This is a genomic window from Streptomyces sp. NPDC005492, from assembly GCF_040605995.1.
Lineage (GTDB): Bacteria > Actinomycetota > Actinomycetes > Streptomycetales > Streptomycetaceae > Streptomyces.
Genome location: NZ_JBEXDX010000010.1, coordinates 122559 through 144809, shown reverse-complemented (window position 1 = coordinate 144809; position 22251 = coordinate 122559). Strand labels below are relative to the sequence as shown.

General features: G+C 71.1%; 16 protein-coding genes. 12 read left to right on the top strand and 4 right to left on the bottom strand.

Features of this window, described 5'->3' with window-relative positions; all coding sequences use genetic code 11:
- The first annotated feature begins 43 nt into the window (after positions 1 to 43).
- Positions 44 to 1936, top strand: a complete 1893-nt coding sequence (locus ABZT04_RS16685; RefSeq protein ID WP_356057036.1) for an AMP-dependent synthetase/ligase — start codon at positions 44 to 46, stop codon at positions 1934 to 1936.
- Between the two features lie 744 nt (positions 1937 to 2680).
- Here ABZT04_RS16685 and ABZT04_RS16680 read toward each other — a convergent pair.
- Complete coding sequence (locus ABZT04_RS16680; protein WP_356057034.1) at positions 2681 to 3256, bottom strand: response regulator; 576 nt, start codon at positions 3254 to 3256, stop codon at positions 2681 to 2683.
- Positions 3253 to 7371 (bottom strand): HAMP domain-containing protein, encoded by a 4119-nt coding sequence (locus ABZT04_RS16675; RefSeq protein WP_356057032.1) that lies wholly within the window; start codon positions 7369 to 7371, stop codon positions 3253 to 3255. Before ABZT04_RS16675 ends, ABZT04_RS16680 begins: the two co-directional genes overlap by 4 nt.
- Positions 7372 to 7473: 102 nt before the next feature.
- Here ABZT04_RS16675 and ABZT04_RS16670 point away from each other — a divergent pair, with 102 nt between their 5' ends.
- Positions 7474 to 9387, top strand: coding sequence for a SpoIIE family protein phosphatase (locus ABZT04_RS16670; RefSeq protein ID WP_356057030.1), 1914 nt, complete (start codon positions 7474 to 7476; stop codon positions 9385 to 9387).
- A 31-nt stretch (positions 9388 to 9418) separates the two neighbouring features.
- On the top strand, positions 9419 to 10651 hold the full coding sequence (gene hemW, locus ABZT04_RS16665) for a radical SAM family heme chaperone HemW (protein WP_356057027.1): 1233 nt from the start codon (positions 9419 to 9421) through the stop codon (positions 10649 to 10651).
- 9 nt (positions 10652 to 10660) lie between these two features.
- Here hemW and ABZT04_RS16660 read toward each other — a convergent pair whose 3' ends face one another.
- Positions 10661 to 11470, bottom strand: a complete 810-nt coding sequence (locus ABZT04_RS16660; protein WP_356057025.1) for a DUF3097 domain-containing protein — start codon at positions 11468 to 11470, stop codon at positions 10661 to 10663.
- Positions 11471 to 11504: 34 nt separating this feature from the next.
- Positions 11505 to 12224: an MBL fold metallo-hydrolase gene (locus ABZT04_RS16655; protein ID WP_356057023.1), complete on the bottom strand. Its 720-nt coding sequence runs from the start codon at positions 12222 to 12224 to the stop codon at positions 11505 to 11507.
- A 172-nt stretch (positions 12225 to 12396) separates the two neighbouring features.
- Here ABZT04_RS16655 and hrcA point away from each other — a divergent pair, with 172 nt between their 5' ends.
- From hrcA to ABZT04_RS16610, 9 genes are all read left to right on the top strand, one after another.
- A complete protein-coding gene (gene hrcA, locus ABZT04_RS16650) occupies positions 12397 to 13413 on the top strand; it encodes a heat-inducible transcriptional repressor HrcA (RefSeq protein ID WP_356057020.1) in 1017 nt (338 codons plus the stop codon).
- Positions 13414 to 14547 (top strand): molecular chaperone DnaJ, encoded by a 1134-nt coding sequence (gene dnaJ, locus ABZT04_RS16645; RefSeq protein ID WP_356057018.1) that lies wholly within the window; start codon positions 13414 to 13416, stop codon positions 14545 to 14547.
- A gap of 201 nt (positions 14548 to 14748) precedes the next feature.
- A complete protein-coding gene (locus ABZT04_RS16640; protein WP_356057016.1) occupies positions 14749 to 15825 on the top strand; it encodes a nitronate monooxygenase in 1077 nt (358 codons plus the stop codon).
- Positions 15822 to 16577, top strand: a complete 756-nt coding sequence (locus tag ABZT04_RS16635) for a 16S rRNA (uracil(1498)-N(3))-methyltransferase (protein ID WP_356057014.1) — start codon at positions 15822 to 15824, stop codon at positions 16575 to 16577. The genes ABZT04_RS16640 and ABZT04_RS16635 overlap by 4 nt, the downstream gene beginning before the upstream one ends.
- Positions 16578 to 16594: 17 nt before the next feature.
- Positions 16595 to 16987, top strand: coding sequence for a VOC family protein (locus tag ABZT04_RS16630; RefSeq protein ID WP_356057012.1), 393 nt, complete (start codon positions 16595 to 16597; stop codon positions 16985 to 16987).
- 88 nt (positions 16988 to 17075) lie between these two features.
- The gene (locus tag ABZT04_RS16625; RefSeq protein ID WP_356057010.1) at positions 17076 to 17624 is read left to right on the top strand and encodes a hypothetical protein; all 549 of its coding nucleotides are present in this window, start codon (positions 17076 to 17078) and stop codon (positions 17622 to 17624) included.
- Between the two features lie 45 nt (positions 17625 to 17669).
- Complete coding sequence (locus tag ABZT04_RS16620; RefSeq protein ID WP_356057008.1) at positions 17670 to 20912, top strand: S41 family peptidase; 3243 nt, start codon at positions 17670 to 17672, stop codon at positions 20910 to 20912.
- A gap of 57 nt (positions 20913 to 20969) precedes the next feature.
- Positions 20970 to 21323: a histidine triad nucleotide-binding protein gene (locus tag ABZT04_RS16615; RefSeq protein ID WP_356057006.1), complete on the top strand. Its 354-nt coding sequence runs from the start codon at positions 20970 to 20972 to the stop codon at positions 21321 to 21323.
- A 6-nt stretch (positions 21324 to 21329) separates the two neighbouring features.
- The gene (locus ABZT04_RS16610) at positions 21330 to 22235 is read left to right on the top strand and encodes a ribonuclease Z (RefSeq protein WP_356057003.1); all 906 of its coding nucleotides are present in this window, start codon (positions 21330 to 21332) and stop codon (positions 22233 to 22235) included.
- The last annotated feature ends 16 nt before the right edge of the window (positions 22236 to 22251 follow it).

Here is a 22251-nt window from a genome sequence, read left to right as displayed (position 1 = left end):
CAGCACTGAGCCAGCCGCACTGTCGCGGGCCCCGGAGGATGTCGTGAGCGACACACAGACCCTGATCGAGAACCGTCCCCCGTCCGTGGCGGGCCTTTTCCTGGAGCGGGTGGCGGCCACACCGGACGCCGAGGCCTACCGCTACCCGGTGCCGGCGGCCTCGGGCGAGGGCCCCGACGACTGGAAGTCGCTGAGCTGGGCGCAGGCCGCCGAGCGGGTCTTCGCGATCGCGGCCGGCCTGATCGAACTCGGCGTACAGCCCGAGCAGCGCGTCGCGCTGGCCTCCGCCACCCGCGTGGAGTGGATCCTCGTCGACCTGGGCATCCTGTGCGCCGGGGCCGCCACGACCACGGTGTATCCGCAGACCAACGCCGACGAGTCGACGTTCATCCTCGCCGACTCCGGCAGCAAGGTCCTGATCGCGGAGGACGCGGCGCAGCTCGCCAAGGCGCGGGAGAAGCGCGCCGAGCTGCCCGAGCTGACGCATGTCGTGGTCATCGACCCGGCCGGCGTCGAAACCGGAGAGGCCGGGGCGACCGGCGACTGGGTGCTGACCCTCGCCGAGCTGGAGCAGCGCGGTGCCGCGTACCTGGAGAAGAACCCGGAGCTGATCAAGGAGCGGGTCGGGGCCATCACCAAGGACCAGCTCGCGACGATCATCTACACCTCCGGCACCACCGGCCGCCCCAAGGGGGTCCGGCTGCCGCACGACAACTGGTCGTACCTGGCGAAGGCGATCGCCGCGACCGGGCTGCTCGGCCCGGACGACGTGCAGTACCTGTGGCTGCCGCTCGCGCATGTCTTCGGCAAGGTGCTCACGTCCGGGCACATCGAGATCGGGCATGTCACCGCGGTGGACGGCCGGGTCGACAAGATCATCGAGAATCTGCCGGTCGTGCAGCCGACGTACATGGCAGCCGTTCCGCGCATCTTCGAGAAGGTCTACAACGGGGTCGCGGCCAAGGCGCGGGCCGGTGGCGGCGCCAAGTACAAGATCTTCCAGTGGGCGGCCGAGGTCGCGCGCGAGTACGCCAAGGTCACCCAGGACAACTTCCGCCGTACCGGTGCGGCCACCGCGCCGTTCGGACTCGCCGCCAAGCACAAGGTCGCCGATGCGCTGGTCTACGCGAAGATCCGCGAGGCCTTCGGCGGCAAGCTCCGTGCCTGTGTCTCCGGCTCGGCCGCGCTCGCGCCCGACATCGGCTACTTCTTCGCCGGCGCCGGTATCCACATCCTGGAGGGCTACGGCCTGACCGAGTCCTCCGCGGCCTCCTTCGTGAACCCGGGCGAGGCCTACCGCACCGGTACGGTCGGCAAGCCGCTGCCCGGCACGGAGGTGCGGATCGCGGACGACGGCGAGATCCTGCTGCGCGGCCCCGGGATCATGGAGGGCTACCACGGGCTGCCCGAGAAGACGGCCGAAGTCCTGGAGGCGGACGGCTGGTTCCACACCGGCGACATCGGCGAGTTGTCCCCCGACGGCTACCTCCGCATCACCGACCGCAAGAAGGACCTGATCAAGACGTCCGGCGGCAAGTACATCGCGCCGGCCGAGGTCGAGGGCCAGTTCAAGGCCGTGTGCCCGTACGTCTCCAACATCCTGGTGCACGGCGCCGACCGAAACTTCTGCACCGCGCTCATCGCCCTCGACGAACCGTCCATCCTGGAGTGGGCGAACGAGAACGACCTCGCGGGCAAGTCCTACGCCGAGGTCGTCGCCGCGCCCGCGACGGTCGCCCTGATCGAGGCCTACGTCAAGGAACTGAACGAGGGCCTCCAGCGCTGGCAGACCATCAAGAAGTTCCGCCTCCTCCCGCGCGACCTGGACATCGAACACGGCGAGATCACCCCGAGCCTCAAACTGAAGCGACCGGTGGTGGAACGCGAGTACAAGCACCTGATCGACGAGATGTACGCGGGGTCGCGGGAGGCGTAGGTGTCGGGCGGGGTCCGGGGTCTCTTTGTGACGGGGGCCCCGGTGGTGGGTGGGACTGGGTATCTCCTCGACCGCGTGTCCGGTGCCACGCGCGGACTCGTGACCGCTCGGGTGGGGGCGCCTGGGTCTGCTGGGAGCGTGAGGGGCGCCCCTGCTGTTACGCGGCCAGGCGTCTGATCCGCGAGATGTATGCGGGCTCGCGCGGGGCGTATTTGTCGGGCGGGAGCCCGGAGTCTGTTTGTGGTGAGGGTGTCCCGGTTGGTGGATACGGCGGGCGCCTCTTCGACCGCGTGGCCGGCGACGCGCGCGGACTCGTGACCGCTCGGGCGGGGGCGCCTGGGTCTGCTGGGAGTGTGAGGGGCGCGCCTGCTGTTACGCGGCCAGGCGTCTGATCCGCGAGATGTACGCGAGGTCGCGCGAGGCGTAGTTGTCCGGCGGTGGCCCGGGGTCGCTGTGTGATGAGGGTGCCCCGGCTGGTGGGTGCTGCCGGACATCCCCCCGACCACGTGTCCGGTGCCACACGCGGACTCGCGGCCGTTCGGCTGGCGGGCGCCCGGGGCCTGCTGTGACGCGGCCAGGCACTTGATCGACGAGAGGAACGCGGCTCTCGCGCGAGGCGTGGTTTTCGGCCGCTCGGCTCGGGCCGCCCGGGTCCGCTGGGAGCGTGGCCGTCGCCCCCGCCCCGTGACGCCGCCAAGCACCTGATCGACGAGACGTAAGCCGGCTCGCCCGGGGCCTAGCCGCTCAGAACGGCCGCCCCCTGCCCACAAGTTCGCGCAGCTCCCGGACCCGTTCGCGCAGCGCGGGCAGGTCCGGGGGCTCCTCGCTGGACAGTTCCTCCGCCAACTCGGTGAGCCTGGTGCCCACTTCGCCGTAGTCCGCCTGGGCCCGCGTCATCATCCTCTCCAGCAGCTGGTTCTTGCGGTGGAGTTCGAGGAAGACGGTGACCTTGGCGCGTAGGACCCAGGGGTCGAAGGGCTTGGTCAAGTAGTCGGCCGCGCCTGTGGCGTAGCCGCGGAAGGCGTAGCCCGCGTCGGCGTCCGTGCCGGTCAGGAAGATGATCGGGACGTCCTTGGTCTGGTCGAGGCGCTTGATGTTGGCGGCGGTCTCGAAACCGTCCATGCCCGGCATCCGGATGTCGAGCAGGATCACGGCGAAGCGCTGCCGCAGCAGTGCCTTCATCGCCTCCTCGCCCGAACGCGCCCGTACCAGCGGCTCGTTGAGGGAGGCCAGGACGGCCTCCAGGGCGATCAGGTTGTCCTCCATGTCGTCCACCAGGAGGATGCCCGCAGGTTCTCCGGTCGGTTTCGCGGCGGTCATGGCGACGGTGTCTCCCTCGTGGCGTCCGGCTCCTCCGTCTCCACGGCCTCGGGGTCGAGGAGGGCGCAGACGACGGTCAGCAGTTGGTCGACGTCCACCGGCTTGGGTACGTAGTCGTTGGCGCCCCGCGCGATGGACTTCTCCCGGTCGCCCGGCATCGCCTTCGCGGTCAGCGCGACGATGGGCAGGCCGGTCCAGTGCGGGGCGCGGCGGATGGCGGCGATGGTCTCGTAGCCGTCCATCTCCGGCATCATGATGTCCATCAGCACGAGTTCGACATCGGGATTGCGCTCCAGCGTCTCGATGCCCTCGCGGCCGTTCTCCGCGTAGAGCACCGGCATGCCGACGCGGCCCAGGACATGGGTGAGGGCGAAGACGTTGCGGATGTCGTCGTCCACGATCAACACCCGCCGCCCCGGCAGCACTTGACCCGCCCGCCCGGCCTTCCACGCCTCCAGCTTGGTGGGTGTCGGCCAGGAGTCGTCCACCTCGTGCCCGGTGAACGCCTCGGTGGACAACTGCTCGGCCATCGTGGGCAGTTCATGGTCCTCGGTGGTCGGCCCGGTCGCCGAGTTGCCGGGGCTGACGACGGGGACGTAGAGGGTGAAGGTCGAGCCGCTGCCGGGCTCGCTCTCGGCGACGATCCGGCCGCCGAGCAGCCCGGCGATCTCCCGGCTGATCGACAACCCCAGCCCCGTACCGCCGTACTTGCGGTTGGTGGTGCCGTCGGCCTGCTGGAACGCCTCGAAGATCACCGGGAGTTTCTCGGCGGCGATCCCGATGCCGGTGTCGGAGACCGCGAACGCGATGACCTCGTCGCCGTCGGAGTAGCGGTGCTCGGGGTCCTTGACCCGGTTGACGCGGAGTTCGACCCGGCCCGTCGCGGTGAACTTGATGGCGTTGGACAGCAGGTTGCGCAGGATCTGCTGGAGCCGCTGCTCGTCCGACCACATCTCGCGCGGTACGTCCTCGCCGACCGACACCTCGAAGGCGAGCCCCCGGTCCAGGGTGAGCGGGCGGAAGGTGGCGTGGACGTAGTCGAGGAGCTTGATGAGCGGGAGCCGTTTCGGCCGTACGTCCATGCGGCCGGCCTCGATCTTCGACAGGTCGAGGATGTCGTTGATGAGCTGGAGCAGGTCCGAGCCGGAGCGGTGGATCGTGGTCGCGAACTGCACCTCCTGGTCGGAGAGCCGGCCGTCCGGGTTGTCGGAGAGCAGCCGGGCCAGGATCAGCAACGAGTTGAGCGGGGTGCGCAGTTCGTGCGACATGTTGGCCAGGAACTCCGACTTGTACTGGGAGCTGGTCGCCAACAGGGCGGCCTTCTCCTCCAGTTCGGCGTTGGAGCGCTGCAACTCGGCCTGCTGCTTCTGGAGTTCGTCCGAACGTTCCTGCAACTGCATCGCCAGGCGCTGGGACTCGCCGAGCAGGGACTCCGTGCGGGAGTTGGCGATGATGGTGTTGATCGCGACGCCGATGGTGTTCACGAACTGGTCGAAGAACGCGAGGTGGACGTCGGAGAAGCGGGAGAAGGAGGCCAGTTCGATCACCCCGAGGAGTTTGTCCTCGAAGATGATCGGGATGATGACCACGCTCGCCGGGGCGGCTTCCCCGAGCCCGCTGTTGATCTTGATGTAGTCCGGCGGGGCCTCCTCCACCAGGATCCGCTTCTTCTCCCGCGCCGCCTGCCGCACCAGCCCGTGCACCGGCATCCCGCCCGTGTCCACGGTCGCGCCCTGCGCCGACCCGTACCCGGCGATGAACGCCAACCCCTTGGCCGGGATCGCGGTCCGCAGGCTGTCCTCGTCCGGGTCGGCCAGGAAGAACGCGCCGTACTGGGCGTTCACCAGCGGGGTCAGCTCGCGCAGGATCAGGTCGGCGACCTCCATCAGGTCCCGGTGCCCCTGCATCAGCGCGGCGAGGCGGGCCAGGTTGGACTCCAGCCAGTCCTTCGCGCGGGTCGTCTCGCGGAGGTTGGCCACCATCAGGTTGATGTTGTCCTTGAGTTCGGTGACCTCGCCCTGGGTCTCCACCGTGATCGAGCGGGACATGTCGCCCTGTGCCACCGCGGAGGCCACCTCGGCGATAGCGCGGACCTGTGTGGTGAGGTTGAGCGCGAGTTCGTTCACGTTGGTCGTCAGGCGCTTCCAGGTGCCGTAGACGCCCTCCACCCGTGCCTGGCCGCCGAGTTGGCCCTCGGAGCCGACCTCGCGGGCCACTCGGGTGACCTCGGAGGAGAAGGAGGAGAGGGTGTCGACCATCGTGTTGATGGTGGTCTTCAGCTCCAGGATCTCGCCGCGCGCGTCCACGTCGATCTTCTTCGACAGGTCGCCCTGAGCCACCGCCGTCGCGACCTGGGCGATGTTCCGCACCTGCGAAGTCAGGTTGTCCGCCATGTAGTTGACGTTGTCGGTCAGATCGCGCCAGACCCCGGAGACGCCCAACACCTGGGCCCGGCCGCCCAGTCGGCCGTCGGTGCCGACCTCGCGGGCCACCCGGGTCACCTCGTCGGCGAAGGCGCGCAGTTGCTCCACCATCGTGTTGACGGTGTCCTTGAGTTCGAGGATCTCGCCGCGGGCATCGACGGTGATCTTCTTCGACAGGTCGCCGTTGGCGACGGCGGTCGTCACCTGGGCGATGTTCCGCACCTGCGACGTCAGGTTCAGGGCCATGAAGTTGACGTTGTCGGTGAGGTCCTTCCACACCCCGCTGACGCCCCGCACCTGTGCCTGTCCGCCGAGGTTGCCCTCGGTGCCGACTTCGCGGGCGACGCGGGTGACCTCGTCGGCGAACGCGGAGAGCTGGTCGACCATCGTGTTGATGGTGGACTTCAGCTCCAGGATCTCGCCCTTGGCCTCCACCGTGATCTTCTTGCCGAGGTCGCCCTGCGCCACGGCCGTGGACACGAGCGCGATGTTCCGGACCTGTGAAGTCAGGTTGTCCGCCATGAAGTTGACGTTGTCGGTGAGGTCCTTCCAGACCCCCGAGACGCCCCGCACCTGCGCGCGTCCGCCGAGGTTGCCCTCGGTGCCGACCTCGCGGGCGACGCGGGTGACCTCGTCGGCGAAGGCGGAGAGCTGGTCGACCATCGTGTTGATGGTCGACTTCAGCTCCAGGATCTCGCCCTGCGCGTCCACGGTGATCTTCTGCGACAGGTCGCCGTTCGCCACCGCGGTCGTCACCTGGGCGATGTTGCGGACCTGCGACGTCAGGTTCGAGGCCATGAAGTTGACGTTGTCGGTGAGGTCCTTCCAGACCCCCGAGACGCCCCGCACCTGCGCGCGTCCGCCCAACTGGCCCTCGGTGCCGACCTCGCGCGCCACCCGGGTCACCTCGTCGGCGAACGCGGAGAGCTGGTCGACCATCGTGTTCACGGTCAGCTTCAGTTCGAGCAGCTCACCGGTCGCCTCCACGGTGACCGTACGCGTCAGGTCGCCGCGCGCCACCGCCGTCGTGACGAGGGCGATGTCCCGCACCTGCGCGGTCAGCCGGGACGCCATCGTGTTGACCGCCAGGGTCACGTCCCGCCAACTGCCGGACAGGCCCTGTACCTTGGCGCGTCCGCCGAGCCTGCCCTCGGTGCCGACCTCGCGGGCGACCCGGGTCACCTCCCCGGTGAACAGGGAGAGTTGGTCCACCATCTTGTTCACGGCCCGGCCCAGATGCCGTAGATCACCACGCAACTGCCTGCTGCCGTCGTGCAGATCGACCCGCTGGGTCAGATCGCCGCCCGCCACCGCGTCCAGCACCCGGGTCGCGTTGGCGGCCGGGGCCACCAGGGCGTCGAGGAGCTGGTTCACGTCGTTGACGCGGGAGGTCCAGCCGCCCTGGCCGGGGCTGGCCGAGAGGCGCTCGTCGAGGCGGCCGTGGCGCACCAGCTCCCGCTTGACGCGCTGCGTCTCGGAGTTGAAGTGGGTGCTGCGGTCCATGATCTGGTTGAAGACGGCGGTCAGTTCGGCCACCATGCCGTGACCTGTCTCCGGCGCCTTCGCGAAGTCGCCGTCCCGCGCCGCCGTCATCACGGCGAGCAGCGGACGGAGATCGGATGCTCGAATCCAGTCGCCCGCGACGGATTCGTGTCCGTCTTCGAGCACGCGCGTAGCACGGTTCTCACTCATGGCAGCCCACTTCGGTAACTCGGCGCTTATGGCCGCGGCCAGTCTGTCACTCTGTCCGCATCGACCGAGACGTAATCGTCCGATCTGCCCGGGGGGCTGTCCATGGGGGCCATTCCGACCCAACGGGAGACCACTCCGCGTGCTCCCGGCGCGCCCGCGCACCACGGCGCGGAGCCGCGTACGACGGTGCGCGCCACGCTGTCCGGAAGCCCCCTCGCGCCCGGCTCCGCCCGCACTCTGGTGCGCGCCGCGTTCCGCGAATGGACCGAACTCGCCCTGCCCGGCACCGAACACCTCACCGACCGGCTGGCCGACGACGCGATGGTCGTCGTCAGCGAACTCGTCACCAATGCCGTCGTGCACGCCGGCACGGACGTCGAGCTGGTCTGCCGGCTCGAGGACACCCGGGCCGTCGTCGTGGAGGTCGCCGACCACCACCCCTCCCGCGCCCCGCGCGACAACAGCGGTGAACAGGCCTACGAGACACCGGAGTTCGGGCGCGGACTACGGCTCGTCGCCACACTCGCCGAGGCCTGGGGCGTCACCTACCGCACCGGCACCAAGACCGTGTGGGCCCGGCTGCCGGCCGAAGACAGCTCCGCCGCCGAGGAGTTGAAGACCTACGAGGCCTACGAGACCTACGAGACGTACGCCGGTGAACGCGGCCTGCGCGTCGCGCAGATACTCGCGCCCGAACCCCGGCGCGCCGAACGCGACCGGGACTGGCTGGGCCGCGGCGCCCTCTCCTTCCTCGCCGAGGCCTCCGACCTCCTCGCCGGTCAGCTCGACGAGGACCTGGTCGCCGCCCTCGCCGGACAGTTGATCGTGCCCAGACTGGCCGACTGGTGCGCCGTATGGCTGGAGGACGAGGCGATGGGCCGCGGGGGCTGGAGCGAGGACGCCGGCGCAGGACCGCGCCTGGCCCGTGTCTGGCACGGCAGCGAGAACCGCATCGAGGAACTGCGCGGCGCCCTGGAGAAGGACCCGCCCCGCCCGTCGGACTCGCTGCGGCCGGTGTCCTACCCCTGGCCCGCCGACGCCCTCGGTCCGGACGGCACGCAGGGCGCGGCCCTGGCGTACCGGCTGATCGCGGGCGGCCGGCCGCTCGGCACGCTGGTCATCGGACGGTCCGGGCTGCCGTGCTTCCCCGACGAGGTCACCGGTCTGGTCGAGGACCTCAGCCGCCGGGTCGCGCTCGCCATCGGCGCGGCCCGCCAGTACGCGCGCCAGGCCACCATCAGCCGCGTCCTCCAGCGCGGCCTGCTGCCCGGTGCCGTGGCCGAGATTCCCGGTGTGCACAGCGCCCTCGTCTACGAACCGTGCGACAAGGGCGGCCCCAGCGGCGACTTCTACGACGTGTTCCCGGCCGGCGACGGCCGCTGGTGCTTCGCCCTCGGCGACGTTCAGGGCAAGGGCCCCGAGGCCGCCGTGGTCATCGGCCTCGCCCGCCCCTGGCTGCGGCTCCTGGCCCGCGAGGGCTACCGCGTCGCCGACGTCCTCGACCGCCTCAACCAGCTCCTCCTCGACGACGCCACCGAGGCCGCCGACGCGGCGGCCCACGCCCTGGTAGCAGCCGGTGGCCGGCCGGGTCCGGTCGGTGACGGCCCCCGGTTCCTCTCCCTCCTCTACGGCGAACTCGTCCCCTTCGACGGCGGCGTCCGCTGCACCCTCGCCTCCGCCGGACACCCCCTGCCGCTGCTCCTCGGGCCGGACGGCAGCGTCGGTACGGCAGCGCGCCCGCAGACCCTCCTCGGGGTCATAGAGGATGTGACGTACACCAGCGAGAGTTTCGAACTGCGGCCGGGCGACAGCCTGTTGTGTGTCACGGACGGGGTGACAGAGCGGCGCTCCGGCTCAGTCCAGTTCGACGACGGCGACGGGCTCGCGACCGCGCTCGCCGGGTGCGCGGGGCTGAGCGCCGAGCTGATCGCGGAACGGATCAAACGACTGGTGCACGAGTTCGGCGGCAGGCCCCCGGAGGACGACCTGGCGCTGCTGGTGCTCCAGGCGGAGTAGAGAGTCGTACGGGTGCTGGACAATGGAGGACATGCCTTCCGCACTCCCCGACGGCGATCCCGTCCCCGAAGACGGCAACCTGCCCACGCAGGCGCTCGCCGGGGCCGCCGACCGCCCCCTCGGGTTCTACCTCCACGTCCCGTACTGCGCGACCCGCTGCGGCTACTGCGACTTCAACACCTACACGGCGACCGAGCTGCGCGGCACGGGCGGAGTGCTGGCCTCCCGCGACAACTACGCGGACACCCTGATCGACGAGGTCCGCCTGGCCCGCAAGGTCCTCGGCGACGACCCCCGCCCGGTCCGCACGGTCTTCGTCGGCGGCGGCACCCCCACGCTGCTGGCGGCGGGCGATCTGGTACGGATGCTGGGCGCGATCCGCGACGAGTTCGGCCTCGCGGCCGACGCGGAGATCACCACGGAGGCGAACCCGGAGTCGGTCGACCCCGCCTACCTCGCGGCCCTCCGCGACGGCGGCTTCAACCGGATCTCCTTCGGCATGCAGAGCGCGAAACAGCACGTCCTGAAGATCCTCGACCGCACCCACACCCCCGGCCGCCCCGAGGCCTGTGTGTCCGAGGCCCGCGCGGTCGGCTTCGACCACGTCAACCTCGACCTGATCTACGGCACACCCGGCGAGACGGACGACGACTGGCGCGCGTCGCTCGAGGCCGCCCTGGGCGCGGGCCCCGACCACATCAGCGCGTACGCCCTGATCGTCGAGGAGGGCACCCAGCTGGCCCGCCGGATCCGCCGCGGCGAGGTCCCGATGACGGACGACGACGTGCACGCCGACCGGTACCTCATCGCGGACGAGGTGATGTCCGCGGCGGGCTTCGACTGGTACGAGGTCTCGAACTGGGCGACATCGGAATCCGGCCGTTGTCTGCACAACGAGCTGTACTGGCGCGGCGCCGACTGGTGGGGCGCCGGCCCCGGCGCGCACTCCCACGTGGGCGGCGTGCGGTGGTGGAACGTGAAGCATCCGGGGGCGTACGCGGGCGCGCTGGCGGCGGGCCGCTCACCGGGCGCGGGCCGGGAGCTGCTGTCGGACGAGGACCGCCGGGTGGAGCGCATCCTGCTGGAACTACGGCTCCGGGAGGGCGCCCCGCTGTCCCTGCTCAGGCCGGACGGGCTGGCGGCTTCGCGCCGGGCGCTGGGGGAGGGGCTGCTGGAGACCGGTCCCTACGAAGAGGGGCGCGCCGTGCTCACGCTGCGCGGGCGGCTGCTGGCGGACGCCGTGGTGCGGGACCTGGTGGACTGACCGGACCCGTCAGTCGCCGTCGGGTGCCGTGACGAAGTCGATCAGCTCCTCCACCCGCCCCAGCAGTTCCGGCTCAAGATCCTTGTACGACCCCACCTTGGCCAGAATCGCCTGCCACACCGCACCGGTGTTTTCCGGCCAACCCAGCGCCCGGCACACCCCCGTCTTCCAGTCCTGCCCGTGAGGGATCCGGGGCCAGGCCTCGATGCCGACGGAGGACGGCTTCACGGCCTCCCAGATGTCGATGTAGGGGTGGCCGACCACGAGCGCGTGCTCGCTGGTGACGGACTGGGCGATGCGCCACTCCTTGGTGCCGGGCACCAGGTGGTCGACCAGGATGCCGAGGCGGGCGTCCGGGCCGGGGGAGAAGTCCTCGACGATCGACGGGAGATCGTCGACGCCCTCCAGGTACTCCACCACCACACCCTCGATGCGCAGGTCGTCGCCCCACACCCGCTCGACGAGTTCCGCGTCGTGCCGGCCCTCCACATAGATCCGCCCGGCGCGGGCCACACGCGCGCGTGCACCGGGAACGGCGACCGAACCGGACGCCGTACGGGTGGGCCGTAGCGGACCGGAAGCGGGCCTGACCAGGGTGACCACCCGGCCCTCCAGGAGGAAGCCGCGGGGCTCCAGCGGGAACACCCGGTGCTTGCCGAAGCGGTCCTCCAGGGTGACCGTGCCGGCCTCGCAGCGGATCACCGCGCCGCAGAAACCGGTGCCGGGCTCCTCGACCACCAGGCCCGCCTCCGCGGCGACCTCGGGGACGGGCTTGGGCTTCTTCCACGGCGGGGTCAGATCGGCGGAGTACTGGCGCATTCGGATGACGATAGGAGAACCGGCCCGCACCCTGTCACGACACGCCGAAACGGCTTGCCAACGCGTCCCGTTGGGCCCGCACGAACCCCGCGTCCACCACCGCTCCGTGACCGGGCACGTACACCGCGTCCTCGCCGCCCAGGTCCAGGAGCCGGTCCAGGGCGGCCGGCCAGTGGGACGACACGGCGTCGGGGCCCGCCTGGGGTTCGCCGGACTCCTCGACCAGGTCACCGCAGAAGACGACCACCGGGTCGCCCGGCACCACGAGCACGAGGTCGTGGGCGGTGTGTCCCCGGGCGGTCACCATCAGGGCCTTCGGGCCGCCGTCGAGTTCGAGCAGCGCGTTGCCCCACACGTATGCGCGGGGGCGTACGAGGGTGTCCGCCGCGTTCTCCGCCGCCCGCGGGTCCAGCCCGTTGCGCACGGCGTCGGCCCGCAGCTCCTCGCCGCCGCGCTCGAACACCTCGCGCGTGCCCCCGGCCGAGAAGACCGTCGCCCCGGCGAAGACCGCCGCCCCGAAGACATGGTCGAAATGCGGGTGGGTGAGCGCGAGATGGGTCACACGGTGGCCGGCGAGCGCCTGCGCCTCCCTGCGCAACCGCGCGCCCTCCGTGACGCTCGACCCCGCGTCGATCATGAGCGCCGAGCCGCCTCCGAAGACCAGCCCCACCGTGCAGTCCCAGCCAGGCAGCCGGCACCGCCCCACCCCGGCGGCCAGCCGCTCCCACCCCAGCTCTTCCCAAGTCACCGTCATACGGCGACGCTAACGGTGACGGCACCCACGGCGTGACATCGCAGGACGGGCCTTGCCCGGGGTGTACCTCACGGCCGTACACTGGGCCGGGGAACGCTGGCACTCGCGCGCACAGAGTGCCAGGAAAAGGGCAGACCGACGGTACCGGCGACCAGAACTGGAGGTGTGCGCGATGCTCAGCGAACGCAGGCTTCAGGTGCTGCGCGCCATCGTCCAGGACTATGTCGGCACCGAGGAGCCGGTCGGCTCCAAGGCGCTCACCGAGCGGCACAGCCTCGGCGTCTCCCCGGCGACCGTGCGCAATGACATGGCGGCCCTGGAGGACGAGGGGTACATCGCCCAGCCGCACACCAGCGCGGGGCGGATCCCCACCGACAAGGGCTACCGGCTCTTCGTCGACAAGTTGGCCGGCGTCAAGCCGATGACCGGCCCCGAGCGCAAGGCGATCCAGAACTTCCTGGACGGCGCCGTCGACCTCGACGACGTCGTGGGCCGTACGGTACGGCTGCTGGCGCAGCTCACCCGGCAGGTCGCCGTCGTGCAGTACCCCTCGCTGACCCGCTCGACCGTGCGGCACGTGGAGCTGCTGGCGCTGGCGCCCGCGCGCGTGATGCTCGTGCTGATCACGGACACCGGTCGGGTGGAGCAGCGCATGGTGGACTGCCCGGCGCCGTTCGGGGAGGCCTCGCTCGCGGATCTACGCGCGCGGCTCAACAGCCGGATCGCCGGCCGCCGCTTCGCGGACGTGCCGCAGCTCGTGCAGGACCTGCCGGAGGCCTTCGAGGCCGAGGACCGCGGCACGGTCACGACGGTGCTCTCCACCCTCCTGGAGACCCTCGTCGAGGAGACCGAGGAGCGGCTGATGATCGGCGGCACCGCCAATCTCACCCGCTTCGGACATGACTTTCCCCTCACCATCCGCCCCATCCTGGAAGCCCTGGAGGAGCAGGTCGTCCTCCTCAAGTTGCTTGGTGAGGCGGGGGATTCGGGCATGACCGTACGGATCGGTCACGAGAACGCCTACGAGGGACTCAACTCCACTTCGGTGGTGTCGGTCGGTTACGGTTCGGGCGGCGAGGCAGTCGCCAAGCTCGGCGTGGTCGGACCGACCCGCATGGATTACCCGGGAACGATGGGAGCGGTACGCGCAGTGGCACGGTACGTCGGACAGATCCTGGCGGAGTCCTAAGTGGCCACGGACTACTACGCCGTTCTCGGCGTGCGTCGCGACGCGTCGCAGGATGAGATCAAGAAGGCCTTCCGCCGGCTCGCGCGCGAGCTGCACCCGGACGTGAATCCGGACCCGAAGACCCAGGAGCGGTTCAAGGAGATCAACGCCGCCTACGAGGTGCTCTCGGACCCGCAGAAGAAGCAGGTCTACGACCTCGGCGGCGACCCCCTCTCGCAGGCGGGCGGCGGCGCGGGCGGCTTCGGCGCCGGTGGCTTCGGGAACTTCTCGGACATCATGGACGCCTTCTTCGGTACGGCCTCGCAGCGCGGACCGCGCTCGCGCACCCGCCGGGGCCAGGACGCCATGATCCGGCTGGAGATCGAGCTGGACGAGGCGGCCTTCGGCACCACGAAGGACATCCAGGTCGACACCGCCGTCGTCTGCAACACCTGCAACGGCGAGGGCGCGGCCCCCGGCACCTCCGCGCAGACCTGTGACATGTGCCGCGGCCGCGGTGAGGTCTCGCAGGTGACCCGGTCCTTCCTGGGCCAGGTCATGACGTCCCGCCCCTGCCCGCAGTGCCAGGGCTTCGGCACCGTCGTCCCGACCCCGTGCCCGGAGTGCGCCGGTGACGGACGCGTCCGCTCGCGGCGCACGCTCACCGTCAAGATCCCGGCGGGCGTGGACAACGGCACGCGGATCCAGCTCGCGGGCGAGGGCGAGGTCGGCCCCGGCGGCGGCCCCGCCGGTGACCTGTACGTCGAGATCCACGAGCTGCCGCACGCGATGTTCCAGCGCCGCGGCGACGACCTGCATTGCACGGTCACGCTCCCGATGACGGCGGCGTCCCTCGGCACGAAGGTGCCGCTGGAGACGCTGGACGGCATGGAGGAGGTCGACATCCGGCCGGGCACCCAGTCCGGCCAGTCGATCCCGTTGCACACCCGGGGCGTCACGCATCTGCGCGGCGGTGGCCGGGGCGACCTCATCGTGCACGTCGAGGTCACCACGCCGACCAAGCTCGACGTGGAGCAGGAACGCCTGCTGAGGGAACTGGCGAAACTGCGCGGCGAGGAGCGGCCCACGGGCCAGTTCCAGCCGGGCCAGCAGGGTCTGTTTTCGCGGTTGAAGGACGCGTTCAACGGTCGCTGACGCCGGCGTGGTGGAAACTGCCGGGGGTCCGGGGGTTGTCCCCCGGGCAGACACAGTCAGCCTGGTCAGCAGGGTCTGTTCTCGCGGTTGAAGGACGCGTTCAACGGCCGCTGACCCGGTCGGAACCGGGGCATGCACCTGTCCTATGCCGGGCGGAAGGCCGGATTCGGACTTGTTCGGAGGACGTGACAACATGCCGTCATGTCCTCCGCACTGACCGATCTCCTCCCTCATCCGATCGTGCAGGCCCCGATGGCGGGCGGTGTCTCCGTCCCCCAGCTCGCCGCGGCCGTGTCCGAGGCCGGTGGGCTGGGGTTCCTCGCCGCCGGGCACAAGACGGCCGACGGCATGTACCAGGAGATCAAGCAGTTGCGGAGCCTGACGGCCCGCCCCTTCGGCGTGAATCTGTTCCTGCCCCAGCCCGAGTACGCGGACAGGGCCGCCGTCGACGTCTACGCCCATCAGCTGGCCGGCGAGGCCGCCTGGTACGAGACGGAACTCGGCGATCCGGACAGCGGCCGCGAGGACGGCTACGACGCCAAGCTGTCGGTACTGCTCGACAACCCGGTGCCGTTCGTCTCCTTCCACTTCGGCGTCCCGACGCGTGAGGTGCTGGACGCGCTGCGCCGGGCCGGCACCTTCACCCTCGTCACCGCCACCACCGCCGAGGAGGCCCTCGCCGTGGAGCGGGCCGGTGCCGCCGCGGTGATCGCGCAGGGCGTCGAGGCAGGCGGCCACCAGGGCACCCACCGTGACCTCCCGGAGCACGAGGGCGCGGGCATCGGTCTGCTCTCCCTCGTCGCGCAGGTCCGCGAGACCGTGACCCTCCCGATCGTCGCCGCCGGCGGTCTGATGCGCGGCGGCCAGATCGCCGCGGTCCTCGCGGCGGGCGCGAGCGCGGCCCAGCTCGGCACCGCGTTCCTCGCCACCCCGGAGTCCGCCGCGCACGCCGTGCACAAGCAGGCCCTCACCAACCCCCTTTTCACCCGCACCGAGTTGACCCGCGCGTTCTCCGGCCGCCCGGCCCGCGGCCTGGTCAACCGCTTCATGCGCGAGCACGGCCCCTACGCCCCCGCCGCCTACCCCGAGGTCCACCACCTGACCTCGCCGCTGCGCAAGGCCGCCGCCAAGGCCGGTGACGCACAGGGCATGGCGCTGTGGGCCGGACAGGGCCACCGCATGGCGCGCGAGCTGCCCGCCGGCCAGTTGGTCGAGGTGCTGGCCGCCGAACTGGCCTCCGCCCGGACAGCGTTGTCGGCCGGAGGCGATCTCCGATGACCGCGGCGGTGTTCGTCGTGGATCCACTGGTGATCCCGGACTTCAGCGGTGGCGAGGTCGTCCTCGACGGTCCCGAGGGGCGTCATGCCGTCTCGGTGAAACGCCTGCGGCCGGGCGAGGACATCACGCTCACCGACGGGCGCGGCCGGTATCTGGACGGTGTCGTCAAGACCGTCGAGGGCAAGGACCGCCTGGTCGTCCTGGGTTCGACCGTGATGGAGGAGCCCCAGGAACAGCCCCGCATCACCGTCGTCCAGGCCCTCCCCAAGGGCGACCGCGGCGAGCTGGCCGTCGAGACGATGACCGAGACGGGGGTCGACGCGATCGTCCCCTGGGCGGCCTCCCGCTGCATCACGCAGTGGAAGGGCGAACGGGGTCTGAAGTCCCTCGCGAAGTGGCGGGCCACCGCCCGGGAGGCAGGCAAGCAGTCCCGCCGCATCCGCTTCCCGGAGGTCGCGGACGCGGCGACGAGCAAACAGGTTGCCGCACTTCTCGCCAAAGCCGACTTCGCCGCCGTCCTCCACGAGGACCGCGTCTACGCCGGCGAACCGCTGGCCACCGCCGAACTCCCCGCCGAGGGCGAGATCGTGCTGGTCGTGGGCCCCGAAGGAGGCGTCTCGCCCGAGGAGTTGACCCTCTTCGAGGAGGCCGGGGCGAAGGCCTACCGGCTCGGGCGTAGCGTGCTGCGTACATCGACGGCCGGGACCGCGGCGACGGCCCTGCTCCTGGGCCGTACCGGACGTTGGTCCTGAGGCAGGGGAGAATCGCCGTGGAACTCGCCCAAGTACGGTTGCTCGTCAGCGACTTCGCCGCCTGCTACCGCTTCTACGCCGAAGTCCTCGGCCTGAAGCCGCAGTCGGGGTCGGCGCAGGGGCCGTACGAGAAGTTCTCCCCCTCCATCGGGGCGGCCGGGATCGCGCTCCAGGACCGGGCGATGATGGCCCAAGTCCTCGGTGAACTGGGGGACTTGGCGACCGGGCACCGCTCGCTGGTGGTGCTGCGCGTCGACGACCTGGACGGGTACTGCGAGCAGATCGCGGCCCGGGGCGCGGTGCTGCTGCACGGTCCGGCGCCGATGACGGACCGGATGCGGGTCGCCCATCTCAAGGACCCCGAGGGCAATGTGGTGGAGCTTCAGGAGTGGCTGCTGCTGCGGGGCTGACGGTCGTGCGCCGGTGATTACGCCCCCGGCGCACGGGTGGCCGTATGCGCTCTTCCGTGTGCGCCTCGACGGTGGCAGGCTGCCGTCCATGGGGGCGTTGAGACAGATCTGGCGTCGGCCGCGCGGGCGGCGAGTGGCCGCTGCGGCGGGACTCGTGGCGGTGACCGTGGGCGGGGCCGTCGCGTGCCAGCCCGGTGATCTCAGCGCGGCGACCGTCGCGTACACCACCGACAAGACCGCGACCGCCGAGCTCAATCGGGACCACGTGAGCGTGAGTTGGCTGACCTGCACGGGCAACTACGGCAGCAACAACAAGGTCTCCACGCCCTCGCCGACCGAGACCACGGTCGTCACCGTCGACTGCCAGGGGCAGACGAACGACAACCGGGACATCACCGTCACCGGCACGGTCACCCGCGCCGTCGACGGCGCCTGTGTGCGCGGTGACCTGGTCGCCAAGGTCGGCGGCAAGCAGGTCTTCCACGTGACCGGGCTCGGCGACTGCAACGCGGCGACACCGTCGTCCGTGAGCAACCCGAACCCGACCCTCACCTACGGCCCGGGACCGACCGTCACCGTCACCAAGACCATCTGGTGCAAGGGCGACCCGACCTGCTGGCCCGTGGAAGGCAAGTGATCCAAAGGGCTGTCGGCGGATACCGTCGATGCATACCCTGATCAGGTGACTCAGCCCTCAGCGTCCGCAGCCCAGGCCTATCTCCGCTTCCCGCACCTGCACGGCGAGTTGATCGCCTTCACCGCCGAGGACGACGTGTGGCTGGCGTCCCTCGACGGCGGCGGCCGGGCCTGGCGGGTCAGCGCGGAGAACGTTCCCGTGAACCATCCGCGGATCTCGCCCGACGGCACCACCGTCGCCTGGACCTCCACCCGGGACGGCGCCCCCGAGGTGCACATCGCCCCCGTCGACGGCGGACCCGCCAAACGCCTGACGCACTGGGGCAGTTCACGCACCCAGGTGCGCGGCTGGACGGCGGACGGCGAGGTCCTCGCACTCAGCACCGCGGGCCAGGCGAATCTCCGCCGCAGTTGGGCCCGCGCGATCCCGCTGGACGGCGGACCGGCGACGACCCTCCCGTACGGGCCCGTCGGCGATGTCGCCGTCGGCCCCGGGGCCACGGTCCTGCTCTCCGCCCCCATGGGCCGTGAGGCCGCCTGGTGGAAGCGCTACCGGGGCGGCACCGCGGGCAAGTTGTGGATCGACCGGGATGGCGATGGTGAATTCACGCGCCTGCACGAGGAGTTGGACGGCAACATCGAGTACCCGGTGTGGGCGGGCGACCGGATCGCGTTCCTCTCCGACCACGAGGGCACCGGCGCGCTCTACTCCTCCCTCGCCGACGGCTCCGACCTCCGCCGGCACACCCCTCTCGACGGTTTCTACGCCCGGCACGCGGCCGGCGACGGCACCCGGATCGTGTACTCCTCGGCCGGTGAACTCTGGCTCCTGGACGACCTGGACGGCGCCGAGCCGCGCCGGCTCGACATCCGGCTCGGCGGGCAGCGCACCGACCAGCAGCCCTTCCCGGTGGCCGCGGGCCGCTGGTTCGGATCCGCCTCGCCCGACCACACCGCGCGCGGCAGCGCGGTCGCCGTGCGCGGCGCCGTCCACTGGGTCACCCACCGCTCCGGCCCGGCCCGCGCCCTCGCCGCCACCCCCGGCGTACGGGCCCGGCTGCCCCGCACCTTCCGCAGCGACGGCGAGGAATGGGTGGTGTGGGTGACGGACGCCGAGGGCGACGACGCCCTGGAGTTCGCCCCCGCCACCGGCCTCGCCCCCGGCGCCACCCCGCGCAGGATCGCCGCCGGACAGCTCGGCCGCGTCCTCGCCCTCACCGTCGCCCCCGACGGCAGCCGCGCCGCCGTCGCCTCGCACGACGGCCGCGTCCTCCTCGTCGAGCGGGAGACCGGCGAGGTCCGCGAGGTCGACCGCAGCGAGGACGGCGACGCCTCCGGCCTCGCCTTCTCCCCGGACTCGGCCTGGCTCGCCTGGTCGCACCCCGGCCCGCGCCCGCTGCGCCAGCTCAAGCTCGCCAACACCACCGACCTCTCGGTCACCGAGGCGACCCCGCTCCGTTTCCAGGACTACGCCCCCGCCTTCACCCTCGACGGCAAGCACCTGGTGTTCCTCTCCACCCGCTCCTTCGACCCGGTCTACGACGAGCACGTCTTCGACCTGGCCTTCGTGGTCGGCGACCGCCCGCACCTGATCACCCTGGCCGCCACCACCCCGTCCCCGTTCGGACCGCAGCGGCACGGCCGCCCCTTCGAGGCCCCCGACAAGGACGAGACCCCCGACAGCGAGGGCCGCCCCACCACCCGCGTCGACCTCGAAGGCCTCGCCGACCGCATCGTCCCCTTCCCGGTCGAGGCCGGCCGCTACTCCAACCTGCGCGCGGCCAAGGACGGCGTCCTATGGCTGCGCCACCCGGTACAGGGCGTCCTCGGCGCCACCCGCGCGACCCCCGAAGACCCGGACCCCAAAACGGAGTTGGAGCGCTACGACCTCGCCCAGCAGCGCATCGAGCACCTCGCCGGGGACGCCGACCACTTCGAGGTCAGCGGCGACGGCAAACGCGTCCTGCTGTGGACGGACCACAAACTCCGGGTCGTGCCCAGCGACCGCCGCGCCTCCTCCTCCGAGGACGACGACAACGACTCGAACATCAACGTCGACCTGTCCCGCATCCGCCAGACCGTCGACCCGGCGGCCGAGTGGCGGCAGATGTTCGACGAGACCGGCCGCATCATGCGCGACAACTTCTGGCGCGCCGACATGAGCGGCGTCGACTGGACCGGCGTCCTGGACCGCTACCGCCCCGTCCTGGACCGCCTCGCCACCCACGACGACCTCGTCGACCTCCTCTGGGAGGTGCACGGCGAACTCGGCACCTCGCACGCCTATGTCACCCCGCGCGGCGGCCACGGCCACGGCGAACGCCAGGGCCTGCTCGGCGCGGACATCTCCCGTCACGAGGACGGCCCAGGGGGATCGGCCCAGTGGCGTATCGACCGCATCCTGCCCTCCGAGACCTCCGACCCCGCCGCCCGCGCCCCGCTCGCCGCCCCCGGCGTCGCCGTCCGCGCGGGCGACGCGATCCTCGCGGTGGCCGGACAGCCCGTCGACCCGGTGACCGGACCCGCCCCCCTGCTCGTCGGCACGGCGGGCAAGCCCGTCGAGCTGACCATCTCCCCGGCCGGCGGCGGCGACCCGCGGCACGCGATCGTCGTCCCGCTCGCGGACGAGGAACCGCTCTACTACCACGCATGGGTCGCCGACCGCCGCGCCTACGTCCACGAGAAGTCCGGCGGCCGCCTCGGCTACCTCCACGTCCCCGACATGCAGGCCCCTGGCTGGGCCCAGATCCACCGCGACCTGCGCGTCGAGGTGGCCCGCGAGGGCCTGGTCGTGGACGTCCGCTACAACCGCGGCGGCCACACCTCGCAGTTGGTCGTCGAGAAACTGGCCCGGCGGATCGTCGGCTGGGACCTCCCCCGGGGCATGCGGCCGTACAGCTACCCCGAGGACGCTCCCCGCGGTCCGGTCGTGGCCGTGGCGAACGAGTTCTCCGGCTCGGACGGCGACATCGTCAACGCGGCGATCAAGGCACTGGGCATCGGCCCGGTCGTCGGCACCCGCACCTGGGGCGGCGTGATCGGCATCGACAGCCGCTACCGCCTGGTCGACGGCACACTCATCACCCAGCCCAAGTACGCGTTCTGGCTCGAGGGTTACGGCTGGGGAGTGGAGAACCACGGCGTCGACCCGGACGTGGAGGTGGTGCAGCGTCCGCAGGACTACGCGGCGGGCAGGGACGCGCAACTGGACGAGGCGATCCGGTTGGCGCTGGAGGCGCTGGAGACGACTCCCGCGAAAACACCGCCGGTCCTGCCGGACGTGGACTGACCCACCGCTCGATACGATGCCCCGGTCAGCGATCACCGGGTGCGAGGAGGCCACACCATGTCAGGGGAACCGCAGGACGACTGCCTGTTCTGCAGGATCGTCGAGGGACACATCCCGGCGACGATCGTCCGCGAAACGGACACCACCGTCGCGTTCCGGGACATCAACCCCCAGGCACCGACCCACGTCCTGGTGATCCCCCGGGTCCACTACCCCGACGCCGCCGCCCTCGCCGCCGCCGAACCGGCCATCGCCGCCGACGTGCTGCGCGAGGCCGGTGAGGTCGCCGCCGAGGGGAAGCTCGACAGCTACCGGGTCGTGTTCAACACGGGCAGCGGCGCCGGCCAGACCGTGTTCCACGCCCACGCGCATGTCATGGGTGGCCGCGGCATGCAGTGGCCGCCCGGATAACTCACCGTGTCCGTACGTGAATTGGTGATCCTCGGCACCGCCAGCCAGGTCCCCACCCGCCACCGCAACCACAACGGCTACCTGCTGCGCTGGGACGCCGAAGGCATCCTCTTCGACCCCGGCGAGGGCACCCAGCGCCAGATGCTGCGCGCCGGGGTCGCCGCGCACGACCTCAACCGGATCTGCGTCACCCACTTCCACGGCGACCACTCCCTCGGCCTCGCGGGCGTCATCCAGCGCATCAACCTGGACCGGGTCCCGCACCCGGTCACCGCCCACTACCCGAAGTCCGGCCAGGGGTTCTTCGACCGGCTGCGCTATTCCACCGCCTACCGCGAGACGGTCGGTATCACCGAGGCACCGGTGGCCGAGGACGGCGTGCTCGCCACCACGCCCGCGTACACCCTCGAAGCCCGCAAGCTCTCCCACCCCGTCGAGTCCTACGGCTACCGCCTCATCGAACCCGACGGCCGCCGCATGCTGCCCGACCGCCTCGCCGCGCACGGCATCAAGGGCCCGGACGTGGGCCGCATCCAGCGCGAGGGCACCGTGGCCGGTGTCTCCCTCGACGAGGTGAGCGAGGTGCGGCGCGGACAGCGGTTCGCGTTCGTCATGGACACCCGGCTCTGCGACGGGGTGCACGCCCTCGCGGAAGGCTGCGACCTGTTGACCATCGAGTCGACGTTCCTGGACGAGGACGAGCAACTAGCCGTAGACCATGGCCACTTGACGGCCGGACAGGCGGCACGCGTCGCACGGGACGCGGGCGTGCGCCACCTGGTGCTGACCCACTTCAGTCAGCGCTACTCCGAGCCGGAGGAGTTCGAGCGGCAGGCGCGGGCCGCGGGCTTCGAGGGGGAGCTGACCGTGGCGCACGACCTACTGAGGGTGCCGGTTCCGAAACGCCGGTAAAACACCCGTACGATAT

Excerpts from the sequence above, each read along its gene's own strand:
- ABZT04_RS16680 (WP_356057034.1), bottom strand. The coding sequence starts at position 3,256 with ATGACCGCCGCGAAACCGACCGGAGAACCTGCGGGCATCCTCCTGGTG.
- ABZT04_RS16675 (WP_356057032.1), bottom strand. The coding sequence starts at position 7,371 with ATGAGTGAGAACCGTGCTACGCGCGTGCTCGAAGACGGACACGAATCC.
- ABZT04_RS16670 (WP_356057030.1), top strand. The coding sequence starts at position 7,474 with ATGGGGGCCATTCCGACCCAACGGGAGACCACTCCGCGTGCTCCCGGC.
- hemW (WP_356057027.1), top strand. The coding sequence starts at position 9,419 with ATGCCTTCCGCACTCCCCGACGGCGATCCCGTCCCCGAAGACGGCAAC.
- ABZT04_RS16660 (WP_356057025.1), bottom strand. The coding sequence starts at position 11,470 with ATGCGCCAGTACTCCGCCGATCTGACCCCGCCGTGGAAGAAGCCCAAG.
- ABZT04_RS16655 (WP_356057023.1), bottom strand. The coding sequence starts at position 12,224 with ATGACGGTGACTTGGGAAGAGCTGGGGTGGGAGCGGCTGGCCGCCGGG.
- hrcA (WP_356057020.1), top strand. The coding sequence starts at position 12,397 with ATGCTCAGCGAACGCAGGCTTCAGGTGCTGCGCGCCATCGTCCAGGAC.
- ABZT04_RS16640 (WP_356057016.1), top strand. The coding sequence starts at position 14,749 with ATGTCCTCCGCACTGACCGATCTCCTCCCTCATCCGATCGTGCAGGCC.
- ABZT04_RS16635 (WP_356057014.1), top strand. The coding sequence starts at position 15,822 with ATGACCGCGGCGGTGTTCGTCGTGGATCCACTGGTGATCCCGGACTTC.
- ABZT04_RS16625 (WP_356057010.1), top strand. The coding sequence starts at position 17,076 with ATGGGGGCGTTGAGACAGATCTGGCGTCGGCCGCGCGGGCGGCGAGTG.
- ABZT04_RS16615 (WP_356057006.1), top strand. The coding sequence starts at position 20,970 with ATGTCAGGGGAACCGCAGGACGACTGCCTGTTCTGCAGGATCGTCGAG.